Source organism: Methylocystis sp. SB2 (assembly GCF_049817085.1).
In the GTDB taxonomy this organism is placed as follows: domain Bacteria; phylum Pseudomonadota; class Alphaproteobacteria; order Rhizobiales; family Beijerinckiaceae; genus Methylocystis; species Methylocystis rosea.
Genome location: NZ_CP187401.1, coordinates 952,680 through 975,731 on the forward strand (window position 1 = coordinate 952,680; position 23,052 = coordinate 975,731).

At 63.3% G+C, this 23,052-nt stretch carries 26 protein-coding genes and 1 other RNA gene; 15 read left to right on the forward strand and 12 right to left on the reverse strand.

What is annotated here, in order from left to right; translation table 11 throughout:
• Window positions 1-9 precede the first annotated feature (9 nt).
• Together ACPS74_RS04835 and ACPS74_RS04840 are read left to right on the forward strand one after the other, a co-directional pair.
• Window positions 10-354, forward strand: a complete 345-nt coding sequence (locus tag ACPS74_RS04835; protein ID WP_029650341.1) for a DUF952 domain-containing protein — start codon at window positions 10-12, stop codon at window positions 352-354.
• A complete protein-coding gene (locus ACPS74_RS04840) occupies window positions 351-1,403 on the forward strand; it encodes a quinone-dependent dihydroorotate dehydrogenase (RefSeq protein WP_029650343.1) in 1,053 nt (350 codons plus the stop codon). Before ACPS74_RS04835 ends, ACPS74_RS04840 begins: the two co-directional genes overlap by 4 nt.
• A 46-nt stretch (window positions 1,404-1,449) precedes the next feature.
• On the opposite strand, the gene ACPS74_RS04845 is transcribed toward ACPS74_RS04840, so the two are convergent.
• The gene (locus ACPS74_RS04845; protein WP_162231972.1) at window positions 1,450-1,827 is read right to left on the reverse strand and encodes a hypothetical protein; all 378 of its coding nucleotides are present in this window, start codon (window positions 1,825-1,827) and stop codon (window positions 1,450-1,452) included.
• Between the two features lie 158 nt (window positions 1,828-1,985).
• Here ACPS74_RS04845 and fae point away from each other — a divergent pair, with 158 nt between their 5' ends.
• Complete coding sequence (gene fae, locus ACPS74_RS04850) at window positions 1,986-2,528, forward strand: formaldehyde-activating enzyme (protein WP_029650347.1); 543 nt, start codon at window positions 1,986-1,988, stop codon at window positions 2,526-2,528.
• Here the strand turns inward: fae and ACPS74_RS04855 are convergent.
• From ACPS74_RS04855 to ACPS74_RS04865, 3 genes are all read right to left on the reverse strand, one after another.
• Window positions 2,498-3,334 (reverse strand): DNA-binding domain-containing protein, encoded by an 837-nt coding sequence (locus ACPS74_RS04855; RefSeq protein WP_029650349.1) that lies wholly within the window; start codon window positions 3,332-3,334, stop codon window positions 2,498-2,500. The two genes, fae and ACPS74_RS04855, sit on opposite strands and share 31 nt — an antisense overlap.
• A complete protein-coding gene (locus ACPS74_RS04860; protein WP_029650351.1) occupies window positions 3,331-4,176 on the reverse strand; it encodes a DUF692 domain-containing protein in 846 nt (281 codons plus the stop codon). Before ACPS74_RS04860 ends, ACPS74_RS04855 begins: the two co-directional genes overlap by 4 nt.
• A gap of 90 nt (window positions 4,177-4,266) precedes the next feature.
• Window positions 4,267-4,497 (reverse strand): hypothetical protein, encoded by a 231-nt coding sequence (locus tag ACPS74_RS04865; RefSeq protein ID WP_018408882.1) that lies wholly within the window; start codon window positions 4,495-4,497, stop codon window positions 4,267-4,269.
• A 553-nt stretch (window positions 4,498-5,050) separates the two neighbouring features.
• Here ACPS74_RS04865 and rpsA point away from each other — a divergent pair.
• From rpsA to ACPS74_RS04895, 6 genes are all read left to right on the forward strand, one after another.
• Window positions 5,051-6,796 (forward strand): 30S ribosomal protein S1, encoded by a 1,746-nt coding sequence (gene rpsA / locus ACPS74_RS04870; RefSeq protein ID WP_029650353.1) that lies wholly within the window; start codon window positions 5,051-5,053, stop codon window positions 6,794-6,796.
• A gap of 186 nt (window positions 6,797-6,982) precedes the next feature.
• A complete protein-coding gene (locus ACPS74_RS04875; protein ID WP_029650355.1) occupies window positions 6,983-7,918 on the forward strand; it encodes a hypothetical protein in 936 nt (311 codons plus the stop codon).
• Window positions 7,919-8,032: 114 nt separating this feature from the next.
• Window positions 8,033-8,371 (forward strand): hypothetical protein, encoded by a 339-nt coding sequence (locus ACPS74_RS04880; RefSeq protein ID WP_029650357.1) that lies wholly within the window; start codon window positions 8,033-8,035, stop codon window positions 8,369-8,371.
• A gap of 280 nt (window positions 8,372-8,651) precedes the next feature.
• Window positions 8,652-9,269 carry a 30S ribosomal protein S4 gene (gene rpsD, locus ACPS74_RS04885; protein WP_029650358.1) on the forward strand — a complete coding sequence of 206 codons (618 nt, stop codon included), beginning with the start codon at window positions 8,652-8,654 and terminating at the stop codon, window positions 9,267-9,269.
• Window positions 9,270-9,548: 279 nt separating this feature from the next.
• The gene (locus tag ACPS74_RS04890; protein ID WP_018408888.1) at window positions 9,549-9,752 is read left to right on the forward strand and encodes a hypothetical protein; all 204 of its coding nucleotides are present in this window, start codon (window positions 9,549-9,551) and stop codon (window positions 9,750-9,752) included.
• 99 nt (window positions 9,753-9,851) lie between these two features.
• Window positions 9,852-10,505: a DsbA family protein gene (locus ACPS74_RS04895; RefSeq protein ID WP_029651823.1), complete on the forward strand. Its 654-nt coding sequence runs from the start codon at window positions 9,852-9,854 to the stop codon at window positions 10,503-10,505.
• Window positions 10,506-10,564: 59 nt separating this feature from the next.
• On the opposite strand, the gene recR is transcribed toward ACPS74_RS04895, so the two are convergent.
• From recR to ffs, 4 genes are all read right to left on the reverse strand, one after another.
• Window positions 10,565-11,170, reverse strand: a complete 606-nt coding sequence (gene recR / locus ACPS74_RS04900; protein WP_018408890.1) for a recombination mediator RecR — start codon at window positions 11,168-11,170, stop codon at window positions 10,565-10,567.
• A gap of 154 nt (window positions 11,171-11,324) precedes the next feature.
• Window positions 11,325-11,648, reverse strand: a complete 324-nt coding sequence (locus ACPS74_RS04905) for a YbaB/EbfC family nucleoid-associated protein (RefSeq protein WP_029651824.1) — start codon at window positions 11,646-11,648, stop codon at window positions 11,325-11,327.
• A complete protein-coding gene (locus ACPS74_RS04910; protein ID WP_425622388.1) occupies window positions 11,645-13,516 on the reverse strand; it encodes a DNA polymerase III subunit gamma/tau in 1,872 nt (623 codons plus the stop codon). Before ACPS74_RS04910 ends, ACPS74_RS04905 begins: the two co-directional genes overlap by 4 nt.
• 76 nt (window positions 13,517-13,592) lie before the next feature.
• An RNA gene (ffs, locus tag ACPS74_RS04915) (signal recognition particle sRNA small type) lies at window positions 13,593-13,689 on the reverse strand.
• A gap of 138 nt (window positions 13,690-13,827) precedes the next feature.
• Here ffs and ACPS74_RS04920 point away from each other — a divergent pair.
• Both ACPS74_RS04920 and hisG read left to right on the forward strand, forming a co-directional pair.
• Window positions 13,828-14,979 (forward strand): ATP phosphoribosyltransferase regulatory subunit, encoded by a 1,152-nt coding sequence (locus ACPS74_RS04920; protein ID WP_029648227.1) that lies wholly within the window; start codon window positions 13,828-13,830, stop codon window positions 14,977-14,979.
• The gene (gene hisG / locus ACPS74_RS04925) at window positions 14,979-15,950 is read left to right on the forward strand and encodes an ATP phosphoribosyltransferase (protein WP_029648228.1); all 972 of its coding nucleotides are present in this window, start codon (window positions 14,979-14,981) and stop codon (window positions 15,948-15,950) included. Before ACPS74_RS04920 ends, hisG begins: the two co-directional genes overlap by 1 nt.
• Window positions 15,951-16,084: 134 nt before the next feature.
• On the opposite strand, the gene ACPS74_RS04930 is transcribed toward hisG, so the two are convergent.
• Window positions 16,085-17,110 carry a histone deacetylase family protein gene (locus tag ACPS74_RS04930; RefSeq protein WP_029648229.1) on the reverse strand — a complete coding sequence of 342 codons (1,026 nt, stop codon included), beginning with the start codon at window positions 17,108-17,110 and terminating at the stop codon, window positions 16,085-16,087.
• Window positions 17,111-17,233: 123 nt separating this feature from the next.
• Here ACPS74_RS04930 and ada point away from each other — a divergent pair, with 123 nt between their 5' ends.
• Entirely contained in the window at window positions 17,234-18,310 is a 1,077-nt protein-coding gene (ada, locus tag ACPS74_RS04935) for a bifunctional DNA-binding transcriptional regulator/O6-methylguanine-DNA methyltransferase Ada (RefSeq protein ID WP_029648230.1), read from the forward strand.
• A gap of 9 nt (window positions 18,311-18,319) precedes the next feature.
• On the opposite strand, the gene ACPS74_RS04940 is transcribed toward ada, so the two are convergent.
• Both ACPS74_RS04940 and ACPS74_RS04945 read right to left on the reverse strand, forming a co-directional pair.
• On the reverse strand, window positions 18,320-19,003 hold the full coding sequence (locus ACPS74_RS04940) for a hypothetical protein (RefSeq protein ID WP_244471394.1): 684 nt from the start codon (window positions 19,001-19,003) through the stop codon (window positions 18,320-18,322).
• The gene (locus ACPS74_RS04945) at window positions 18,987-19,478 is read right to left on the reverse strand and encodes a hypothetical protein (RefSeq protein ID WP_239754191.1); all 492 of its coding nucleotides are present in this window, start codon (window positions 19,476-19,478) and stop codon (window positions 18,987-18,989) included. Before ACPS74_RS04945 ends, ACPS74_RS04940 begins: the two co-directional genes overlap by 17 nt.
• 272 nt (window positions 19,479-19,750) lie before the next feature.
• Between ACPS74_RS04945 and hemW the strand changes: the two genes are divergently transcribed.
• A complete protein-coding gene (gene hemW / locus ACPS74_RS04950; protein WP_029648233.1) occupies window positions 19,751-20,920 on the forward strand; it encodes a radical SAM family heme chaperone HemW in 1,170 nt (389 codons plus the stop codon).
• Between the two features lie 36 nt (window positions 20,921-20,956).
• The gene (locus ACPS74_RS04955; protein WP_029648234.1) at window positions 20,957-21,460 is read left to right on the forward strand and encodes a GNAT family N-acetyltransferase; all 504 of its coding nucleotides are present in this window, start codon (window positions 20,957-20,959) and stop codon (window positions 21,458-21,460) included.
• A gap of 122 nt (window positions 21,461-21,582) precedes the next feature.
• On the opposite strand, the gene ACPS74_RS04960 is transcribed toward ACPS74_RS04955, so the two are convergent.
• Window positions 21,583-22,356 (reverse strand): methane monooxygenase/ammonia monooxygenase subunit C, encoded by a 774-nt coding sequence (locus tag ACPS74_RS04960; RefSeq protein WP_029648235.1) that lies wholly within the window; start codon window positions 22,354-22,356, stop codon window positions 21,583-21,585.
• A gap of 382 nt (window positions 22,357-22,738) precedes the next feature.
• Here ACPS74_RS04960 and ACPS74_RS04965 point away from each other — a divergent pair, with 382 nt between their 5' ends.
• On the forward strand, window positions 22,739-22,972 hold the full coding sequence (locus ACPS74_RS04965) for a hypothetical protein (RefSeq protein ID WP_029648237.1): 234 nt from the start codon (window positions 22,739-22,741) through the stop codon (window positions 22,970-22,972).
• Window positions 22,973-23,052 lie beyond the last annotated feature (80 nt).

Here is a 23,052-nt window from a genome sequence, read left to right on the forward strand (position 1 = left end):
GATGGGTTCGTGACTCATATCTACAAAATCATTTCGCAGTCCGAGTGGCGTGCGGCGGAAGCGGCGGGCCTCTTTGGCGGCGCGGCCGTCGATCTCGCCGACGGCTTCATTCATTTCTCGACCGCGGAGCAGGTCGAGGAAACGGCGGCGAGATATTTCGCCGGCCAAACCGATCTGCTGCTCGTCGCCGTGGACTTCACGAAGCTGGGCGAGGCGCTCAGATGGGAGGTTTCGCGCGGCGGCGCGCCGTTTCCCCATCTTTATGCGCCGCTTTCGCTCGAGACGGTTGCGCGTGTCCATCCGCTGCCCTTGGGCGCGGACGGCCGGCATGATTTTTCGGCCGTCCTCAAATGACGGACGCGTTCGCGATCGCATCGCCGCTTTTGCGTCTGCTCGACGCGGAAACGGCGCACCATGCGACGATCGCGGCGCTGAAACTGCTGCCCCGTCGTGCGCCGCGGGCGGAGGATCCACGCCTCGCGGTCCACGCCTTCGGTCTCGACTTTCCTAGTCCGGTCGGCCTCGCGGCAGGCTTCGACAAAAATGCCGAAGTCGCTGACGCGATGCTCGGTTTCGGATTTGGCTTTGTCGAAGTCGGCACGCTGACGCCGCGCGCGCAGCCCGGCAATCCGCGTCCCCGCGCCTTTCGCCTTCTGGATGATCGCGCCGTCATCAATCGCTACGGCTTCAACAATGAGGGCCATGCGCCGGCGCTGGCGCGCCTGTCGAAGCGCGCGCGGCGAGGAATCGTCGGCGTCAATATCGGCGCCAACAAGGACGCTGGCGATCGCGTCGCCGACTATGTCGCGGGCGTCAGCGCCTTCGCCGACGTCGCGAGCTATTTCACGATCAACGTCAGTTCGCCGAATACGCCGGGCCTGCGCGATCTTCAAGAGCCGGAAGCGCTTTCCGAGCTGCTCGCGCGCGTCATCGAAGCGCGCGACGCGGCGCCGGTTCGACGGCCCCTGCTCCTCAAAATCGCGCCCGATCTCACGCTCGCACAGCTGGACGCCATCGTGCGCGTGGCGCGCGATCGGCGCCTCGACGGCATGATCGTATCGAACACGACGATTTCGCGCCCCGCGACGCTGCGTTCGCCTTTGGCGAAGGAGAGTGGCGGATTGTCGGGGGCGCCGCTGTTTGATCTCTCGACGCGCATGCTCGCGCAAACATTTTTGCGCGTGGAGAAACAGTTTCCGCTGATCGGCGTCGGCGGCGTCGACAGCGCGGACGCGGCGCTCGCCAAAATCGAAGCCGGCGCGACGCTTGTGCAGCTCTATTCCGCGCTGGTTTATGAAGGGCCAGGGCTGGTCACGCGCATCAAGCGCGGATTGGTGGAAACGCTCGCGCGAGACAGTGAGGCGCTGGCCGCAAGGATCGGCAAAAGGGCGAAATCGTTTTAGCGCCGGATGAAACGCTCGACGGGGTTTCCCCTGCGCTTCTCCATCGCTACTCGCCCTGAGAAGGATGCGCACGCCGACCGCGCGCCGTCAGGCGGACGATTGAGCCGCCCGGACGCGGAAATACGAGCTGCAAACAATCTCCCGGTCCATTGGTGATTTCCCACGGATGGGTCAGATAGGTGCTGATCGTTTTGCGCTCTCCAGGATTGAGGCCGCCATAACTCTTGTCGCTTCCGGAGAAGTCCTTCCAATAGATGCCGCGATATTCGCCCGAATGATTGACGAAGGTGATCGTCGTCGCGACGTCGCTGTTTTGCGAAGCGCGCGGACAACCAGCATGCGCCGAGGTTGCGGCTCCTAGGGAGGCAGCCGCAACAATCGCGACGCATAGCCGCAAAGACGACCGAGTTGGATTATCTGTCACAGGGTTCCCCTTCACGATGCGTGCATGTTGAGGGCGCGCGCCGCCTATCATGACGTGCGGCCGATGCGCCGGCAACGCAACTCAGCCGGAGGATCGCCGGCTTCCATGTGACGGCGCGCGATGCTATCGAGCCCTCGATCAACGCAAGAGGAACGACGATGACCGAGCATATCTGGCTGGCGACGGGCGAAGCGACGGTTCTGGCCGCGGACGGGCAATACACTGACGCCATGCCGGAAGTGATGATCGGCAACGTCAAGGGACCGGTCGGGCACGCCTTCGCCAGCATGGCGGGCCAGGTCGCCGGCCATCCGCGCATGTTCGTCATCCGCGACCTCAACCAGCAGGTGCGGCCGGCGACGATGATGACCACCAAGATGACGGTGAAATCCGAAGATTATGTCGAGCTTCTCGGCGGCGTCGTGCAGGCGGCGACCGGCGACGCCATCGTCGACTGCATCGCCGAAGGGATTCTCCCCAAGGATCAGCTCAACGAACTCTGCATGATCATCATGGTCTGGCTCGATCCGCGTTGCGCCACCCATGCGGAGCTCGACAAGAAAGATCTCTATCGCACCAATTACGAAGCGACGAAGCTCGCGATCTCCCGCGCCATGAAGGGCGAGCCGACGGCCGACGAACTTATCGCCAACCGCAAGAGCGTCCAGCACTACGCGCTCGAAGGCGTATTCGAAGACTGATCGTCCTCGCGGACGCGCACGCCGATAATCATGCCGTCCTCGAACCAGCTCGACAAACATTGCGCCAGCCGCTCTGGCGCAATCTCGCCCGCCTGCTGAAAGGCGGTCATCTGACAAATGTCGCCGAAGGCGTGGCCGGCGCGCGCTTCGGAAAGCGCGACATATTCGTCGGGCTCGAGCTGGCGGTAGGCGGATTCATGATCGACGCGCCATACGGCGGCATATTCGATCTCGCCCGCCGCGGGCTTATCGACGTTCGCCGGCGCTTCCTCGCTAATCGCCGCGCCGTAGGCCTCGACCGTGCCGGCGACGAGTTCGAGCAGCGTGAGGCTCGGGTCGAATTCGAAGGCGAGCCGCGCCCAGTCGTCGGGCGCAAAGCCCGCCAGCGCCTGCACCGTCAACGGCGTTTCGTCAGCTGTGTCGAAGGCGTCGACCATGGCGCGCTCAAACAGCGCCATGGACGCCGCCGCAACATCGTCGCGCCAGCGCGCATTTTCGCGCATGAAGTCCGGCAGGCCGGTGGTGAACCAGCGGGCGTTCGGATCGTGCGACGGACAGTGGTCGATGTAGTCGTCGACCAGCGCGTCAAACGTCTCGTCTCCGAGAATAGCGCGCAGCCCCGGGTGATCCTGCGCAACAAAGTCCGCCAGCCGTATGCGGTAGCCCGTCTGATAGACGTCCAGCAGCGTCTCTGGCGCGGCGCCGCGCGGCGACGGCCGCAATTTGTTCAGGAGCGGCTTGTCCGCCTCTCCTGAGCCGGCCAGCACACGCTGCTGAAACAGAGACTGAAAATCTGCGAGCTTCATGCTGCGCTGAGCGCTCGCTCTTTTGAAATGCGGGCGTCGATGTCGCGCATATTCTGGAGTTCGTCGAGAAGCTCCGCAAGCGGCGGATAATTGTCGTCGCGCTCAATCATGGCGGAGACGTCGCCGCAGCGACGACGCGCGTGCTCGTAGAGCGCCCAGACCTCATCACAAACCGGCTGGTCGTGTGTGTCCACGCGATGCGTCTCGTGATCGGTGTGACCCGCCATGTGAAATTGCACGACGCGCTCGGCCGGAACGCCATCGATGAAGGCGACCGGATCAAAGCCGTGGTTGAAGCTCGAAACGAAAACATTGTTGACGTCGAGCAGCAACAGGCAATCGGCGCGCTCGGCCATTTCGCGGACGAACTCGTGTTCGCTCATCTCCGAATCGACGAAGGACACGTAGGTTGAGGCATTTTCAACGACAAGCCGTCGCTTGAGAAAATCCTGCACCCGCTGGATGCGCTCGACGATATGCGCAAGCGACTCGCGCGTGTAGGGAATGGGCAGCAGATCGTGCAGCGTCACGCCATGAACGCCTGTCCAGGCGACGTGATCTGAAACCCAGGCCGGCTGGACGCGTTCGGCGAGCGCCTTCAACTGTCGCAAATAGTCGAAGTTGAGCGGGTCGGTTGACGCAAGCGACATCGAGACGCCATGCATGACGATGGGGTAATCGGCGCGTATGCGCTCCAATATCGCCAGAGGCCGGCCGCCGGCGAGCATGTAGTTTTCAGAAATGATTTCGAACCAGCCGATCGGCGGGCGCGACGACAGGATCTCTTCATAGTAGATCGGCCGCAGACCCAAGCCGTAGCCAAGCGGCGCGGGTTTTTCCATGATGTGTTCCCCTCTCAGGCATCGCCGCTCATGCCGGAGCCGCATCAGCGTGGCGGGGACGGCCGTAGGAGCCGCCCCCGCGCAAGGCGATTACTTGCTGTGGCAGCGGCTCTTCATGTTGCAGCGGCCCTTGTGGTGGTGACACTGCGCCTTGTGGTGGCACTTGGCCATGCCGCGGCATGTTCCCTTGGCGCCGCAATGCGTCTTCGCGTGGGTCGACTTCGCGGAATGCGCGTAGGCGGGCGCAACCGACGCGCCGCTCAGAGCAAGGGCGACGGCGGCGGCGGCGAGAGCCGAACCTGAAATAATATTCGTCTTCATCTCTTTCTCCTCTTTATATCCCTATCGCAACGACAGGAAGTCGACGCTCTCGCTGTCTGGACGGCGAACGCGAAGTTCTACTGGGCTTTGGCCAAGCCGCCCAGCGCGCCTGCTCCGGGCGGCTACTGCGCCGCCGCTGATGCTTGGCGGCGCAGTGAGGCCTAGCAGTAGGTCGCAGACTATGCGTGCAGCTGTGATTCCGCTAGCGAGAAATTCGCCAACAAACGAGCCTTATTGCGTTATGATTATTATATTAAAACAGTATATTGTTAACTTTTTGCAGTGCAATATCATGGCTTTGGCTAAGCCGTGCTAAGCTTTTTCTTTTCGGCGCGCTTGCGACGGCGTCGCGCCGCTGGTAGATAGGCCCCGCCTCGGTAACCAAGCCGGGGCATTCGCTTTGGTTTTCGACATCGGGCCGCGCCGGCAGTTCGCTTAGCGAACTTTTCGTCCAGCCTCGCGTTTTAGCCGCGGGGGACGTCCGATCGCCGAAAGCCGATCTGCAACGCTAACCCATGCCGGCGCCGCCCTCTCTGGGCTCTCAGGAGAACAAATGTCCGCCACGACCGATCGCGCGCCTACGCGCGAAGATTTCGCCGCTCTGCTTGATGAGAGCTATGGCCAGAACGAGGCCTTCGAAGGTTCCGTCATCAAGGGCCGCGTCGTCGCCATCGAAAAGGATGTCGCCGTCATCGACATTGGCCTCAAGACCGAGGGCCGCGTCGCTATCAAGGAATTCACTGGCTATGGCCGGGACCCCGCCCCCCAAGTGGGCGAAGAGGTCGAAGTCTACCTGGAGCGCGTCGAGAACGCGCTCGGCGAAGCCGTCATTTCGCGCGACAAGGCGCGCCGCGAAGAGAGCTGGGTCAAGCTCGAAAAGGCCTTCGAGACCAATGAAAAGGTCGAGGGCGTCATCTTCAATCAGGTCAAGGGCGGCTTCACCGTCGACCTCGACGGCGCCGTGGCCTTTCTGCCGCGCAGCCAGGTCGACATTCGTCCGATCCGCGACGTCGGCCCGCTGATGAACGTGCCGCAGCCGTTCCACATCCTGAAGATGGACCGCCGGCGCGGCAATATCGTCGTCTCGCGCCGCACCGTGCTCGAAGAGAGCCGCGCCGAGCAGCGCCACGAGATCGTCGCCAACCTCGAAGAGGGACAGGTGATCGACGGCGTGGTGAAGAACATCACCGACTACGGCGCCTTCGTGGATCTCGGCGGCATCGACGGCCTGCTGCATGTCACCGACATCGCCTGGCGGCGCGTCAATCATCCGTCCGAGGTGCTGACCATCGGTCAGACCGTCAAGGTGAAGATCATCAAGATCAATCACGAGACGCACCGCATCTCGCTCGGCATGAAGCAGCTCCTCGAGGATCCCTGGCAGGGCATCGAGGCGAAATATCCGATCAGCGCCAGGTTCCATGGCCGCGTGACCAACATCACCGACTACGGCGCTTTCGTCGAACTGGAGCCCGGCATCGAAGGCCTCGTCCACGTCTCGGAAATGAGCTGGACGAAAAAGAACGTCCATCCCGGCAAGATCGTCTCGACGAGCCAGGAAGTCGACGTTCAGGTGCTCGAGGTCGATCCGGTCAAACGTCGAATCTCGCTGGGCCTCAAGCAGTGCCTGCAGAATCCGTGGGAGGCCTTCGCCGAGAAGCATCCGGTCGGCTCGACCGTCTCTGGCGAAGTGAAGAACAAGACCGAGTTCGGGCTCTTCATCGGGCTCGATGGCGACGTGGACGGCATGGTCCATCTGTCGGATCTCGACTGGAACCGTCCCGGCGAGCAGGTTATCGAGGAGTATAAGAAGGGCGACATGATTAATGCCCAGGTCCTCGATGTCGACGTGGAGAAGGAGCGCATTTCGCTTGGCGTCAAGCAGCTCGCAGGCGATCCGTTCGCTTCCGTCAGCGCCGAAGAAGGCGGCGAGCTCAGAAAGGGCCTCGTCATCACCTGTGAGGTGATCGAGGTGAAGGATTCGGGCATCGACGTAAAGATCGCCGGCACCGATCTCTCCACCTTCATCAAGCGCAGCGAACTCGCTCGCGACCGCGCCGACCAGCGTCCTGAACGGTTCGCCGTCGGCGAGAAGGTCGACGCCCGCGTGACGCTGTTCGACCGCAAGGCCCGCAAGGTCTCCGTCTCGATCAAGGCGCTTGAAGTCGCTGAAGAGAAGGAGGCCATCGCGCAATATGGCTCGGCCGACTCCGGCGCTTCGCTCGGCGACATTCTTGGCGCGGCGCTCAAAGCCCGCGAAGAGACGCCCAAGAAAGCCAAGAAGGACGAAGAGGAGTAAGATCTCCTCGACCGGCAGTTTCAGGCCCGCGCCGCAAGGCGCGGGCTTTTCTTTGCGCCTCGCGTAAACCTTTCATTCACCAAACTCCAATTCGCGCAGAGCCGTTAACGCTAACTTCTGAAACGACTGGGCAAAGTCGGCGTGTTTTCCGCCCGCGGCCGCCGCGGGCCGCCGGAGTCGCGTCCCATGAGCGTTGCCGAAGTCGACCCCAACTACAGGCGTTATGCGCAGCCGCTGCGCGCCCGCCCGGCGGGCGTTCGGGCAGCGATCGGAATGGGCGTCGGGGCGACGATCATTCTCTTCGCCGCACTCGTCCTTCTTCCGCGCGGACCTCAGATCCCAGAACCGAAAGTCGCGGCGAACGTCGAGCAACCGCGCGTCACTGTCGCGCCCTCGCGCAAGATTTCCACCAAGGTTTCCGTCGAAGCCATCGAGGCCTCGGCGCTGATGGCGAAACCCTTCAGCGCATTCGACATCGCCGCGCCGGAATTCGACCGGGAGAAAAAAACGATCGCCGTGCGCGACAGCGAGAACGGCTCCGGCCGTATCGACACGATCGCCGTCGGGCAATTCGCAATGGGCGCGCCATTCATGCGCGTCGATATTCATCAGGATATCATCGACAAGGAAAAGACGTCCGACTTCTTCCTCGACATGACCCGACACGCCGCCCAAGCCGGCCTTAACGTCGCGAAGATCGGCCAGCCGAGCGCGCTCATCACCAAATTCGGGGCATTTGAGACGGCCGAAATACGGCTCTCGCAAACCGCATCCGTGGGCGTCGCCGCGAGCGAGCGCAGCTGCCTCGCGGCGCGTTTCATCGATGGCAAGCTCGCTCTCGAAATCGCCGGACTGGCATGCGGCGAATCGGCGAAACCGATCGATCGGGTCGCGCTCGGCTGCCTGCTGGACCGCATCAACTACACGGCGAGTCCGGATAATCCGGCGCTGAACGACTTCTTCGCGCAAGCGGCGTCGACGCGCGCCATTGGCTGCGGCAACATCTCGCGCGACGACCTGACCGCGACCATCCCAGCGCAAAAGAACGCCGCGCGTCCTGCGCAGGGCGCGCGCCGCGCGCATGCGAGGCCATCGCGCCAAGGCGCACAGATCACGCGCTAGACGTTCCGCATTCACCCTGACGGCGGATTGCTGCCGGGAAAACCCCGCTTTAATTCGCTTTTGCAAAACGATCCGCTATTATGAGATACGGCGTTAGTCCGAAAGGGGATCGTGATGCGCAGGAATAAAGTGCTGTCGGCGGGGCTCGCCTGTCTGGTGTTGTTCGCGGCGGGCGATGCGCTCGCCAAGTCCCGCTATCGCGTCGCCTCGGGCGATGCGTGTTGCGGCCGCGGTCCGATCGACATCCAGCGCCGCAGCTGGCTCGATCCCGGCACCCAGGTGCCGGTCGGCAGCACCAACCGCTACATGGTTCAGCAGACCTACCTCAATCACGATCCGATCGAGCGCAACCAGCGCAGCTGGTATATGCAGGAGACGCTTCCGCAGCGGCCGCCCTACAACGCCAGCATGATCGTCCCTTACGACGAGGGTTTCCCGTTCTGGTGGCCGTAACTCGGCTTTTCTCCAGAAATCTTGACTTCAGGGGCGCTTTCCTTTAGCTCCCCACGAGCCTGACGCGGCCCGTTCGCGCCAGGCCAGCACCCGTGGCGTTTGCTGCAAACGCCTGTCGGCCGGTTGACGGCAGAGGAGGGCGCGTTCTTGAAGCCCCGGCGCTGGCCGGGGGCGGCGAGAGACGCGAATCTGGACGACGTCCGAGCGCAACGCTCCGGACGCATTCCGTCTTTCGCCTCTCGCACGCCACTAACGCGACCATGAGAGGACGAGAGTCAAAGTGACGAAGCGCGCAGAATCAAAATATAAGCTCGACCGCCGCCTGGGCCAGAACATCTGGGGCCGGCCGAAGAGCCCGGTCAACCGCCGCGAATATGGTCCCGGCCAGCACGGACAGCGGCGCAAGGGCAAGCTCTCCGACTATGGCACGCAGCTCAAAGCCAAGCAGAAGCTCAAGGGCTATTACGGCAATATCTCTGAAAAGCAGTTTCGCAAATATTATGCGGAAGCGATCCGGTTGAAGGGCGACTCGGGCGACAATCTAATCGGCCTTTTGGAGCGGCGCCTTGACGCCATCGTCTATCGCGCGAAATTCGTTCCGACGGTTTTCGCCGCGCGCCAATTCGTCAATCACGGCCACATCCGCGTCAACGGCAAGCGCGTCAACATTCCGTCCTATCAGGTGAAGGTCGGCGACGTGATCGAGGTGAAGGAAGCCTCGAAACAGGCCGTGACCGTGCTCGAGGCGGTTCAGCTCGCCGAGCGCGACGCGCCGGAATATTACGACGTCGACCACTCCAAGATGACCGCGAAACTCGTCCGGGTGCCGCATGCGACGGAGGTGCCCTATCCGGTGCAGATGGAGCCGAACCTCGTCATCGAGTTCTATTCGCGCTAACCTCGACGCGCAGCAATGTGAAAAAGACAGCCGCGTCGAGCGGCTGTTTTTTTATGCCCGTTCTTGACTGTGGGACCGCAATCGGAAACTCTGGAGCGCTTCCGATCGCATGGATTCATGTGATCGATAAGGAATCGCTCAAAATCAAAATGTTGGAGCAGGTTCTCATCGAAAAAGTCTGTCAACTTTTTCGGAACCTGCTCTCGCACAAAAGCGCCGTCATCACTTGCAAGCAAGCTGAAAGGCGGCCGCGCCGAGGGAACGCAGAAGGAGAGGCACGTGTCCGGGCTATCGAAGAAGCGGCCGGCGGAGAAGGAACGTGGTCAGCGTCCCCTCTGGATAGCGATCGGCGGCTTGCTGGTCAGCGTTCTAAGCTACACCATGCGGGACCTGATGCTCGGCGACGTCGTTTTCTGGTTCGGCGTCGTGCTCGCTTTTATCGGCGTGCTTTACTGGTTCATTCGGCCGAAACACGGGCTGTAGCGCCCGGTTAGCGGCTCCACATTCTCCTCGCCAGATTTGATTTGCCACAATTGTCGAAGACGATATGGTCTTTGGCGTCGCAACAGTTACGGACCGAACATGCCCTTCGCTTTTATTATGCCCCGTCGTGGTTTCCTTGTCGGCGCCGCCTGCGCGCTCCTCGCCGCAATGCCCGCCCTTGCCGAAAAGTCTGCTTCGGGCAAGGTCGCAATTGACGAGCTGATGGCGCCGAACGCTCTGCCGGACGTGGTGGAAGGCGCGGCGGACGCTCCCGTGACGATCGTCGAATATGCTTCGATGACGTGCAGCCACTGCGCGGCGTTCCATCACGACGTGTATCCGGAGCTGAAGAAGAACTATATCGACACCGGCAAGGCGAAGTTCATTCTGCGCGAGTTCCCGCTCGATCCGCTCGCGACGGCCGCTTTCATGCTGGCGCGCGAACTCGGCGACAAGCGTGACGCGACGGTCGATCTTCTGTTCTCGCAGCAGAAGAACTGGGCCTTTTCCGACAAGCCGCTCGACGGCTTGGCCAATGTCTTGAAACAGGCTGGAATCGGCCAGGAGAAGTTCGAGGCCGTCCTAAAGGATCAGACGCTTTACGAGAACGTCAATAAGGTGCGTAATCGCGCCGCCGAGAAATTCGGCGTCAACTCGACGCCGACCTTCTTCGTCAATGGCGACAAATACACCGGCGAGATCGGCGTCGAGGACTGGGAAAAGATCATCACGTCGAAAACCGCAGCGAAGTAATCGCTTCCTGCGCTGGATGGCGGTGTCAAGCCAGCCCTGACGGCTCTCAAAAACGCCCTCTAGAACGCCGTGCGCCGCTCCAGCGCCGCCGCTAGCGTTCCCTCATCGAGATAGTCGAGTTCGCCGCCGACCGGCACGCCGTGGGCGAGACGCGTCACCTTCACGCCGGACGGCGACAGCACATCGGCGATGTAATGCGCGGTCGTCTGTCCATCGACCGTTGCATTGACTGCAAGCACGACTTCGCGAGTCTCCTCTCCGCGCACACGTGCGACGAGGCTGGCGATGGCGAGATCGTCCGGGCCGACGCCGTCAAGCGGCGACAGCACGCCGCCGAGCACGTGATAGCGCGCGTTGAGCAGCCCTGCCCGCTCCAGCGCCCATAGGTCGGCGACCGTCTCGACGACAACCAGGATCGACCCGTCGCGGCGCGCGTCGCGGCAGATCGTACACGGATCGCTCGTATCGATATTTCCGCAGACCGAGCAAACGACGATGCGCTCCTGCGCGACGCGCATCGCTTCGGCGAGCGGCGCCAGCAGTTCTTCGCGTTTGCGGATGAGATGCAGCGCGGCGCGCCGCGCCGACCGCGGACCAAGCCCCGGCAATTTGGCCAGGAGCTGCACGAGTTTTTCGATCTCGGGACCGGCCACCTTTTCCGCCATAGCCGGATCAACGCCTCATGTGGTTTCGCGTCATGCCCGCGCTTGTCGCGGGCATCCACGTCAGAATGCTACGTATCATTGGAAGCTTGAGCGACGTCATCACGTGGATGGCCGGCTCAAGGCCGGCCATGACGCGGGATTGCAGCAATACGCATCAAAACGGCAGTTTGAAGCCCGGCGGCAACGGCAGCCCGCCGGTGAGCGCTTTCATTTTTTCAGCCATGGCTTCCTCGGCTTTGGCGCGCGCCTGCATGTGGGCCGTGAGGATCAGGTCTTGAAGAATTTCCTTCTCGTCGGGCGTCAGCAGACTCGGGTCGATGGAGATGCTTTTCATCCCACCTTTCGCGGTGAGCGCGACCCTCACCATGCCGCCGCCCGCCTCGCCTTCGACGACGATCTGTTCGAGCTCCAGCTGCGCTTCGGCCATTTTGGCCTGCATCTGCTGCGCCTGCTTCATCAGGCCCATGAAGTCCATCATTGCGCGTCTCCGTCGTCTTCCTCGATTGGCGTCGCGTCATCATAGAGCGTTTCTGCGGACCCTGCGCCCTCGTCCCTGCCCCGCACGGCGACGATCTGCGCGCCGGGAAAACGCGCGAGCACGCTCGCGACGAGCGGATCTGATTCAAGCGAGGAGCGGCGTTGGCGCTCTTCGACATCGCGCTGTTCCTTGAGCGTCGGCGCGCCGCCCGAGGCCACGACCGACACCATCCAGCGCTCGCCGGTCCAAGCTTGAAGCCTCTGCATCAAAGTCGACGCCAGTTCACGCGCGCCGCCGGGCGCGAGTTCAAACTCGATCCGGCCCTGCTCAAATCGCACCAGCCGCACTTCGGATTCGAGCCCGATCTTGAGGCGCATGTCACGTTTCTGCGCGGCAAGCGCGACAAGCGCGTCGAAGTTTTCGATTATGATTCCTGGCTCCGGCGTCGCAGATCTTGGCGCCGGCGCTGCCGAGGGCTGAGGCGCGGCGGAACGCAGCGCGGGCGCGAGCGCCTGGCCGCCTCCGACCGCCCGCGGCGCAGCGCCGCCGCCGGCAGGCCCTGCGCTTCGTGTCGAGGGCGCCCCGGAGTCGGCGCTCGATGCGCTCTCGCCCAAACCCAGGCGCCGCAGCGCCTCCGCCGGCGTCGGCATGTCGGCGGCGTAAGCGAGCCTGACCAGCACCATGTCGGCGGCCGCTAACGGTCGCTGCGACCCGCGCAATTCATCGACGCCTTTCATCAAAATCTGCCAGGCGCGCGTGAGCGTGGGAATGGAAAGGCGCGCCGCCGCGTCTTCGCCGCGGCGTTTCTCTTCGGGCGTCAGCGCCGCCGAATGGGCGGTCTCCGGCGCAAGCTTCAGGCGCGTCGCGAGATGCGTGAATTCGGCGAGTTCGAGCAGCACCTGCGCCGGATCGGCGCCGCCGTTGTATTGATCTTCGAGAATGGCGATCGCCTTGGCGATATCGCCCGACATCGCCGCTTCGAAAAGATCGATGATTCGCGCCTTGTCGGCGACGCCGAGCATCAGCCGCAGATCCTCGGCGGCGATCGCGCCGCCCGCAGAGTGCGCCGCGCCATAGGCGATCGCCTGATCGAGCAAGGACAACGCATCGCGGGCCGAGCCTTCCGCGGCGCGCGCGATCATGGCGAGCGCATCCGGCTCGATGGCGACGCCCTCGGCCTTGCAGACGCCAAATAGATGATTGGCGAGCAGACCGGCGTCGATGCGGCGCAGATCAAAGCGCTGGCAGCGCGAACGCACCGTCACCGGCACCTTGTCGATTTCGGTCGTCGCGAAGATGAACTTCACATGCTCGGGCGGCTCTTCGAGCGTCTTCAGCAGACCGTTGAACGCGGCCTTCGAGAGCATGTGCACTTCGTCGATGATGTAGACTTTGGTCCGCGCCATGACCGGGCGGTAACGGGCGTTGTCGATGATCTCTCGGATGTCGTCGATGCCCGTGTGCGAGGCGGCGTCCATTTCGAGCACGTCGACATGGCGCGAGTCGATGATCGCCTGACAGTGGACGCCGAGCTCCTCCATATGAATCGTCGGCTGATTGATCGCGGGCCGCCCGTCTCCCGCCGGCAGTTCATAGTTGAACGCGCGCGCGAGAATGCGCGCAGTCGTCGTCTTGCCGACGCCGCGCACGCCGGTCAGCAAATAGGCCTGATGAATTCGGCTGAGATCGAACGCGTTTTCGAGCGTACGCACCATCGGCTCTTGGCCGATCAGGTCTACGAAGGTGGTCGGTCGATATTTGCGCGCCAGCACGCGATAGGCCGACGGCGGCGCCTGATCGGCACCAAATAGCGAAGGCCCCTCGTCAGGCGCCAGCGATGGCCTCGGCGGATCGTGCTCGTGGTCCATCTGCATCCATCCGGCGGCAGACGAGCGACGAACAGCGCAGTATATTGCGCTACGCCATTCGCTGCTCGCCGAAGAAGGTGGGAGGCTGAACGAAGACCCGCCCAAGCTCGTTAGGGCTGCTTCCTTCCGGACCTGACCCGGTTGGCGAGTGAAGCGTCCACCGCCAACCTCCCGGCCCCTTATTTGGCAGACGAGCGCTCGGGATGCAAGGCTCCGGACCGCGGCCTTTGCCTTACGGCGTTCACCTTTCGCCCGGAGCAGGGGTGCGCGCGCGCGGCGCAATTGCTAAAGAGAGCGCAAATTCGAGGGATTTGCGCTTGAACGCCGTCACCGCCACTTCCGCAGAACGAGAAGCTACGAGCCTTGCGGCCATCCTCGCGCATTTCGCGCGCGAGGGATTCGCGCGCTGCGAGCCCCGTCTCCTGCAGCCGGCGGGCGTCTTTCTCGACCGCTCGGGCGAGGATTTCCGCGGAAGACTCTATCTGACGAGCGATGGCTCTGGCGCTGAATTTTGCCTGCGGCCGGAATATACGATTCCGGTCTGCCTCGATTATCTCGCCTCCGCCCGGGCGGGCGATCCGGCCGCATATGCTTACGGCGGCTCGATCTTTCGCGCCCCTGAACATGGCGCGACCGGCGACGGCGAGTTTCTTCAGGCGGGGCTGGAGAGCTTCGGCCGCCAGGACCGCGAAGCCGCGGACGCCGAAATTCTCGCCGCTTCACTCGACGCCGCGGCGGCGGCTGGCGCGACGGCGCTCAAGGTTCTGACCGGCGACGCCGGGCTCGTCGCCGCGTTCCTCGAACGGCTCGAGATGCCCCCGGTCTGGCGCCGGCGTCTGGCGGCCGGGCACGCGCGCGGCCAAAGGCTGTCTGATATTTTTGCGTCGCCCGAACGCAATGGCGGATCGGAACAATCGGGCGTATTGGCGGCGCTGACCAAAGTCGACCCGTCCGATGCGCGCCGTCTTGTCGAGGACTTGCTGTCCATCGCCGGCATCACGGCCGTCGGCGGCCGCAGCGCGGCTGAAATCGCCGAACGCTTTCTCGATCAAGCCACGCTCGCCGAAGGCGCGGGCGTTTCCAACGAGACGCGCGCGCTGGCGGAGACTTTTTTCGCCATCGAAGGCGCGCCCGCGTCAGCTTCCGCAGCCATGCGCCGGCTGACCGCCGACGCGCAGCTTGACCTCTCCGCCGCGCTGGACGCGTTTGACGCGCGCGCTGAGGCCATTAGCGCGCGCGGCCTCACGGTTCACGAGATCCGCTTTTCGGCAAGCTTTGCGCGTCATCTCGACTATTACACGGGCTTCGTTTTCGAGGCCCGCCACTCCAGCGACGGCGCGCCGGTGATCGGCGGCGGACGCTACGACCGACTGCTCAAAACGCTGGGCGCGGCGTCGGACATACCGGCGGTCGGCGCCGCGATCTGGATCGACCGTCTTTCCCCGAGCGCGAGAGAAGCATGATGGCGCCCGCGCAAAAACTCATCATCGCCTCCCCTTCAAAGGGCCGGCTGCAGGAGAACGCCGCCGCCTTCTTCGCGCGCGCCGGTCTGGAGCTGACGCAAGGCCGCGGCGCGCGCGACTATCGCGGCGCCGTCGCCGGCGTCGAAGGCGCGGAAGTCGCCTATCTCTCCGCTTCCGAGATTACGCGCCGTCTGGCCTTGGGCGAAGCCCATCTCGGCGTCACCGGAGAAGATCTGGTGCGCGAGGAGATCGCCGACGCCAACAACAAAGTGGAGCTTCTCGCCCCGCTCGGCTTTGGCGCCGCGAATGTCGTCGTCGCGGTGCCGCAGGCCTGGATCGACGTGCGCTATATGAGCGATCTCGCCGACGTCGCCGATGGATTTCGCGCACGCCACGGCCGCGGGCTGCGGGTCGCGACGAAATACATCAATACGACGCGGCGCTTCTTTGCCGCTCATGACGTATCGGACTACCGCATTGTGGAAAGCTCCGGCGCCACCGAAGGCGCGCCCGCCGCAGGCTCCGCCGATCTCATCGTCGACATCACGACGACAGGCGCGACGCTCGCAGCGAATGCGCTGAAGATCATCGAGGACGGCGTCATTCTGCGCTCGCAGGCCAATCTCGTCGCCTCGCTGACGGCGCCGTGGAACAATGCGGCGCGCGAAGCGGCGCGCGTCATTCTCTCCCGCATCGCCGCGGAAGAAGAAGCGCGCACGACGCGCGATGTGCGCGCGAGCCTGCCTACGCTGAGCGAACATATCCTGCGAGAAGCGGAAGCGAACTTCGGCGCCGGATTGCGCGACATGGACGAAGAGTCAGCGACCTTCTCCTGTCCGGCGAAAAAGGTCGCGGGGTTCGCCGATTGGCTGATCGCCCGAGGCGCCAAAAGCGTCACCAGCGCGCGGCTCGATTATATCTTTCAGGCGGAGAACGCCTTGTGGAGCAGGCTGGCGGCGCGCCTTGGGTGATCCGAATGTCATTCCCGACGCTTCGGTTAAGGCGAAGCGATCGGGAATCCAGAGTCGCAACAAGCATTTTGGAAGTCGTTCTGGATTCCCGGTCGGACCTACGGTCCGCCGGGAATGACAAACCGCAAACCGATTCACGCTTCCATCAATGCGCCGACATGCGCCGCAGCGCTACGCGCGAGATCTTCAGGTCGATAGCCGCCCTCGAGCAGTGAGACGATGCGTCCCTTGCAGCGGCGCGCGGCGATCTCCATCACGCGAAGCGTGACGTCTCGGAAGTCCTCTGCAACGAAACGCAATCCGCCGAGCGGATCGTGGAGATGCGCATCGAAGCCGGCGCAAAGAATGACGAGATCGGGCGAAAACGCCTCGACACGCGGCAGAATACGAGAGGCCAGCGCCTCTCGGAATTGCGCGCCGCCATCGCCCTTTGCGAGCGGCGCGTTGACGATCGTGTCATGCGCGCCGATTTCGCTGACTGCGCCCGTGCCGGGATAGAGCGGCATCTGATGCGTCGACGCGTAAAGCACGTTTCGATCGCTCCAGAAAATCTCCTGGACGCCATTGCCGTGATGCACGTCAAAATCGACGATGGCGACGCGCGGGGCGCCATGCGCCATACGCGCATGCAGCGCCGCTACGGCGGCGTTATTGAAAAAGCAAAAGCCCATCGGCGCATCGCGAGTCGCATGATGGCCCGGCGGCCGCATGGCGACGAAAGCGTTCTTGGCGTCGCCGCGCATCACCGCATCGACGGCCGCGAGCGCGCCTCCGGCTGCGCGCAACGCCGCTTCATGCGTGGCGTCGTTCATGGCGACGTCCGGACCGATGCGCGCATATCCCTGTGAAGGCGCCAATTTCGCGAGACGCGCGAGGTGTTCAAAACTATGCGCGCGCAGCAAAGCTTCCTGCGCCGCCAAAGGCGCCTCGGCGCGCATGAGGCCTGCGAAGCGCGCGTCATCGTCAAGCGCGCGCAGAATGGCCCGAACGCGCTCCGGCCGCTCGACATACGTCGGTCCCATGTCATGCGCCAGCGCAGCAGGATGTGTGACGAGCAGGGTCGAGGCTGTTTCAGCGCGCGCGCCGAAGGCGAGACATGCGCCGGCGCCGGCGAGTGCCGCTCGGCGCGTAAAGGCGGCTTCGTAAATTATTCGCGCCATCTCCAGTCCGGCCCGTCGCTTCAAGATACAGCATAGGATCGCCCAACGGACTTTCAGCCAATTTGGATTTGACAGCAAGAAACGCATTGCGGCGGTGGGCGCAAAAGTTCGATGATGCGCGGCATGCAGACGAACGACACGACGCAGGCAAATGCGCTCGACCTCGACGAGACGCGCTGGGCGGCGGTTGTCGCGCGCGATGCGCGCCGCGACGGCGAGTTCTACTATTGCGTTGAAACGACAGGCGTCTATTGCCGGCCCTCCTGCCCGTCGCGGCCGGCGAAGCGCGCCAATGTGCGTTTTTGCGCCACAGCCGCCGAAGCTGAAGCTCAAGGTTTTCGTCCGTGCCGTCGCTGCCGCCCGGATGAGCCATCTCAGCAAGAGCGGGACGCGGAGAAGATCGCCCGCGCCTGCCGGATGATCGAAGCGGCGGAAGCGCCCCCGGCGCTTGCGCAGCTGGCGCGCACGATCGGACTGAGCCCCTATCATTTCCACCGATTGTTTTCGCAAATAGCGGGAGTGACGCCCAAAGCCTATGCTCAGGCGCACCGGCGCATGCGCCTGAGCGAGGAACTCAAAGAGAGCCGCACCGTGACAAAGGCGATCTATGATTCTGGCTATAATTCAAGCGCGCGCTTCTACGCGACGGCGCAGGACACATTGGGCATGACGCCCACCGCCTATCGCGCCGGGGCGCCGCGCGAAACAATCCGCTTCGCCATCGGCCAGTCGTCTCTGGGCGCGGTGCTCGTCGCGGCCAGTGCGAAGGGCGTTTGCGCCATTTCACTTGGCGACCACCCCGAAGATCTGCTGCGCGATCTGCAACATCGATTTCCGCGCGCGAACCTCATCGGCGGCGATGAGTCGTTCGAACGCTATGTCGCCGCGGCGGTGGGCATGGTGGAGCGGCCGCAATCATCTTTCGATCTGCCGCTCGACATGCGCGGCACGGCCTTTCAGCAGCGCGTCTGGGCTGCGCTGCGCGACATTCCGGCAGGAGAAACGGCAAGCTACGCCGAGATCGCGAAACGCATCGGCGCGCCGACGGCGACGCGCGCGGTCGCGGGCGCCTGCGCGGCCAATCCGGTGTCGCTCGCGGTTCCCTGCCATCGCGTCGTGCGCAGCGACGGCGCGCTTTCCGGCTACTATTGGGGAGTGGAGCGCAAACGCGAGCTGCTCGAACGTGAACGCAAGCCGTGAAGGAGCGCTCTATGCGCTTCGAAGCGCCGCATATTCTTCATTAATCGCGTCGTGCAGCTCTTTCCACAGCGCATTGATGCGCACGTCCGGCCCCCAATTGTAGAGCGCCTTGGCGACCTCCGCGATCGTCTCGTTGATGGGTTCGCTGTCCCCCTCCTCCAACTCAAGAGAGAAAAGCTTCGGCGGCGCATCGCCTTTCCAGGCGTCCCAATGTTCGTTTGAATAGTTGGAAACCCCGCGCTGCGACGCGAGCAGTTCCGGCGCATATTCGGCGAAGCGTCGATGCAAGGGACCGTCCGCCGTCTCCGCGCGATAGGCGTGACGCACCGCGAAATAGCGCACATGCTGCAGTTCATGCGCAAGGCAGCAACCGAGGCGCGCGTCGCTCATGTTCGGGTCGTAATAGATTTCAATGCGGCCGTCGGGAAAAGACTGTCCCTCCGAAGTGAAGCTTTGGCCGAGATAGTTGAACGTCGTCTTCTGTAGGCTGAGGATCACTTTGCTGACGTCGTAGCCGAACTCCGCCACGAGCGCCGCGAGCGTTCGCCGCTTCCTTAAAAAATCGGGCGCGTTTTCGATCTCGCTCACCGTCTGCACGGGCGCCGGTTCGGCGCCCCTCTTGCGCCGTGCGGCAAGCCTTGAGCGGAGAACGGACAGCGCGTCAAAACCCCGCCGCTCACGTCCTAGGCGCACTTCCGAACGGCTCCTCATGCGTGATCACCCAATCGAACTCCGGATGCGCCGCGGCGACATGCTCCCACCATCGCCGCCCGTCCGGCAAGCGCGGCGAGAGATCGTTGACGCGCAGCCGCCGGAACGCGCCGGGATGCTCCCTTACCCCCGCGATGACGGCCTCCACCATGGCCCGCCCCAAGCCGCGCTGCAAAGAGTTGATCTGTTCGAAAACCAGCGATGGCGGCTCATATGCGCCGGCGAGCAGAAGCGCAATCCCGGACGCCTCCGTCCCGTCGGGCGTGGTGATCAATTTCGAGGAGGTCGAGGCTTTGATTTCAAAGAAGCGGCGCCCGTATAGCCGCGAATCGACGAAGAGGCCGAGGGCCGCGAGATTGCGGGAGATCGCCTCGCCGATCGCCAGCATCGCTGGGTCCGGCTGTTGAACCGCCGGCTTCCTCCGCCAGAACCGCAAGACCTCCCAAAGCGCCATCATACAATCTCACACGGCTCCAATGTTTGGCGCGACATACCTCCCCCTTGCGGGGAGGTCGGCGATCGCAGGCAAGTTTACGCAGCCTGCGTAAACTTGGCTGCGGGATCGCCGGGTGGGGGACCTCACGTCTTCGAGCAAAATTTTACCCCACCCGTCCCCGCTTCGTGGGGCCACCCTCCCCGCCAAGGGGAGGGATACGCAAACGCCCCAGCCTTTTCCAATGCCAGCGCCCATCGCCGTGCCCTTCCCGCCGTTCCGTGCGATAAAGAACCATGGCGACACCGATTCGCAACGCTTTCGACCCAGGCTTTGGCGTTTATGTCCATTGGCCGTTTTGCCTGTCGAAATGCCCCTATTGCGACTTCAACAGCCACGTGCGGCGCGGCGACGTCGACGAGGATCGCTTCGTCGAGGCCTTCAGCGCGGAGCTTGCGCATCGCGCCGCCCTGACGCCCGGGCGCGAAGTCCGCTCGATCTTCTTTGGCGGCGGCACGCCGTCGTTGATGGCGCCTTCGACCGCTCAAGCCATTCTATCTCAAATCTCGAGCCACTGGCCCCTCGCCAAGGACTGCGAGATCACGCTCGAAGCCAATCCGACAAGCGTCGAGGCCTCGCGTTTCAAGGGCTTCAAAGCCGCAGGCGTCAACCGCGTCTCGCTCGGCGTGCAGGCCCTGAACGACATCGACCTGCGCGCCCTCGGGCGGCAGCACTCGGTCGCGGAAGCCCTGATGGCGCTCGACGTCGCCAACTCGGTCTTTGAGCGGACATCGTTTGATCTGATCTACGGCCGCACGGGCCAGACGCCCGCCGCCTGGCGAAAAGAGCTGGAGCTGGCGCTCACCCGTTCGCCCGAGCATGTCTCGCTCTATCAGCTGACGATCGAGCCGGACACGATGTTCGAGCGCATGGTCAACACCGGCAAGATGGCGTTGCCCGACGTCGAAACGCAGCGCGCGCTCTGGGACGTGACGCAGGAAGTCACCGCCCGCGCCGGCCTGCCGGCTTACGAAGTCTCCAATCATGCGCGGCCCGGCGCCGAGTGCCGGCACAATCTGGTCTATTGGCGCTACGGCGAATATGTCGGCGTCGGTCCCGGCGCGCATGGGCGGGTGGTCACGCCGCGCGGGCGGCGCGCCCAGTCCACCGAGCGGCATCCCGAGATGTGGCTGACCTGCGTCGAGACCGAAGGCCACGGCATCATCGAGGACGAATTGCTCTCTTCCGAGCAGGAAGGCGACGAATTCCTGCTGATGGGGCTGCGGCTGCGCGAAGGCGTCGATCCGCAGCGCTATTTCCTGCTGACCGGCAAACGCCTGTCGCAGTCGCGCATCAGCGAGCTTATCGGCGACGGGCTGGTCGAATTCACTCGCGACAACAGGCTGCGCGTCAGCTCAGAAGGCTTCCCGGTGCTCGATGCGGTGGTCGCCGATCTCGCGGCGTAGCGGCGCTCCGCCGCTCGTGGCGCAAAGGCCGCGACAGTGACCTACATCGTAAGGCTGTCCGCTCCCTCTGACGCAGACGCGGTGAGCGCCCTTCTGGCGGCGAGCTATTCAACTCTGTTGGCGTCGCATTACGAAAAGGGGCTGCTCGAGCGAGCCTTGCCTTTCATGACAAAGGCCAATCCGACACTCCTCGCCTCTGGCGCCTTTTACGTCGCGCAGAGCAGCCACGGCGAACTCATCGGGTGTGGCGGCTGGTCGCTCGAGCGTCCAGGAACTGCAAAGATCGTCCGAGGGGAAGCGCATATCCGACATTTCGCCACCCATCCCGACTGGACTCGCTTGGGCGTCGCGCGTTCGATTATGAATCGGTGCTGCATGGAGGCCAAGGCGCGAGACGTAAGCGAACTTCATTGTTGCTCAACATTCGCCGCCGAAAATTTTTACAAGGCGTTAGGCTTCAAAACCCTAGCGGGGGCAGATATCCCTCTCGGCTCGGAGGTCTCATTCCCGGCCGTTCTGATGCAGCACGCATTGCCGTGAGGCAGATGTCGGCCGCATGGACGCGTCGGCCTCCGCACATGCGCCGAACCTGAGAATGCAACCGGCGCCGCTCCAACGAGCGGCGCCGGCTTCGCAATATGCGGCTGAAGCGCCGGGCGAACTTAACGTCGATAGAGCTGCTCTAGCGCATCCGCGCCGAGGAGTTCGCGAAGACGGCCAAGGATCAGCAGCACGACGCCGAAAGTCGCCAGCGACATCCAGCCGAAAAAGACGAAGCCCCAGTGCAGCGGACCTGCAAAGCCTTCGTCCATCGCCCAGAACGTGTGACCCCATTCATTGAATCCCACATTCGGGATCGTCATGAAGACGCCAACGACAAGAACCACGAAGGCGAGAGAATATCCCTTCGCGAAAGTCGGCAGACGCGTTTTCGCATAGAAGAACGCGCCGAGACCGATGATCGCAAAGAGCGGATAAGCAATATAGAATGTGATGATATTGCTCGGCGTGAAATCCGTGTCGCGCACGGCGGTCATGTGCCAGACAGCCGTCTGCTCCGAAAAGAAGCTTAAGCCCCAAAACAGGGCCAGCGAGAAAACGAGCAGCCACTGGACGAGATAAACGAGCCGTCGCATTTCGGCTGCGGCTCCTAACTTCGCGAGATCGCGATCGCGCGTGCGCCACAGAAAGCCGACAAGGCCGACCGCGCCCAAGCACGACGCGAGAATCGCAAACTGCAACAGGCCCATCCAATAGAGCTGAAACTCGGGGGAGAAGGAATCGAGACCAAATCTCCAGGCGAAAAGTTGTTCGTAGAGGCGCAGGATAGCCACGAACAGCATCAAGGCCGGAACGCCAATAAGAACGGGCCTGGTGTCGATAATTCGTTCAGCGCTTTGGGCGGCGGAACGAGCCTCTGTTTTTGTCATGCTCATAAGTCATCTCCAAAAGACTGGTTACGCGGGGCATGAAAGCCCCATCGAATGGTTTTGATGCGCGCGCGCTCGGCAGTCGCCGCGTCTGCTCTCGCAGCCGTGGCGGCAGGATCCGTTGAAAGATTCGTCGCGAACGCGCTCGCTTGCATCGCCATCGCAAGGATGGCGGCTGCGTTGAAATTTCAGCGCGAGAAAAACGTCAGCCCTGTCGGGGAGGAGCTCGTGGAGATTGTGGCGCACGCCGTGGCTCGATGCGCGGCGCCTGACTGGACGTGTCCGGCCGAGGCGAATGAGCCTCAGTGGGAAAAATCAGAGCGATCGAAACAACTGGCTTGGAAGGAGGAACGTCCAACGCGCCATTGTGAAAAACGCAACAGAGTCCATGGCGGTGGCGTTCATTCGGGAAAAGCGGCGGTTCGCCGTTCACCACATCCTGCGGCGCGCAGACCGTACCGAAAGCGACGCCTTCTCCCAGCGCAACGGCGCCTGCGCCCGCGCTCGTGGTCTGCACGAGCATAAGCAAGGCGACGAGCGCCGCAAAAATGCGCGCGCGCTGATTTGTTCGCTGGAAGATTGGATCCACCGTGGCCTCTCGGGTTCCAAGCATCGACGTTAGGTTTCAATCATGGGCGCGGTCAAGCGAAGGGACGAAAAACCGCTGTGCGACGAAGCGACGCAAGACAAACACATGCGCGA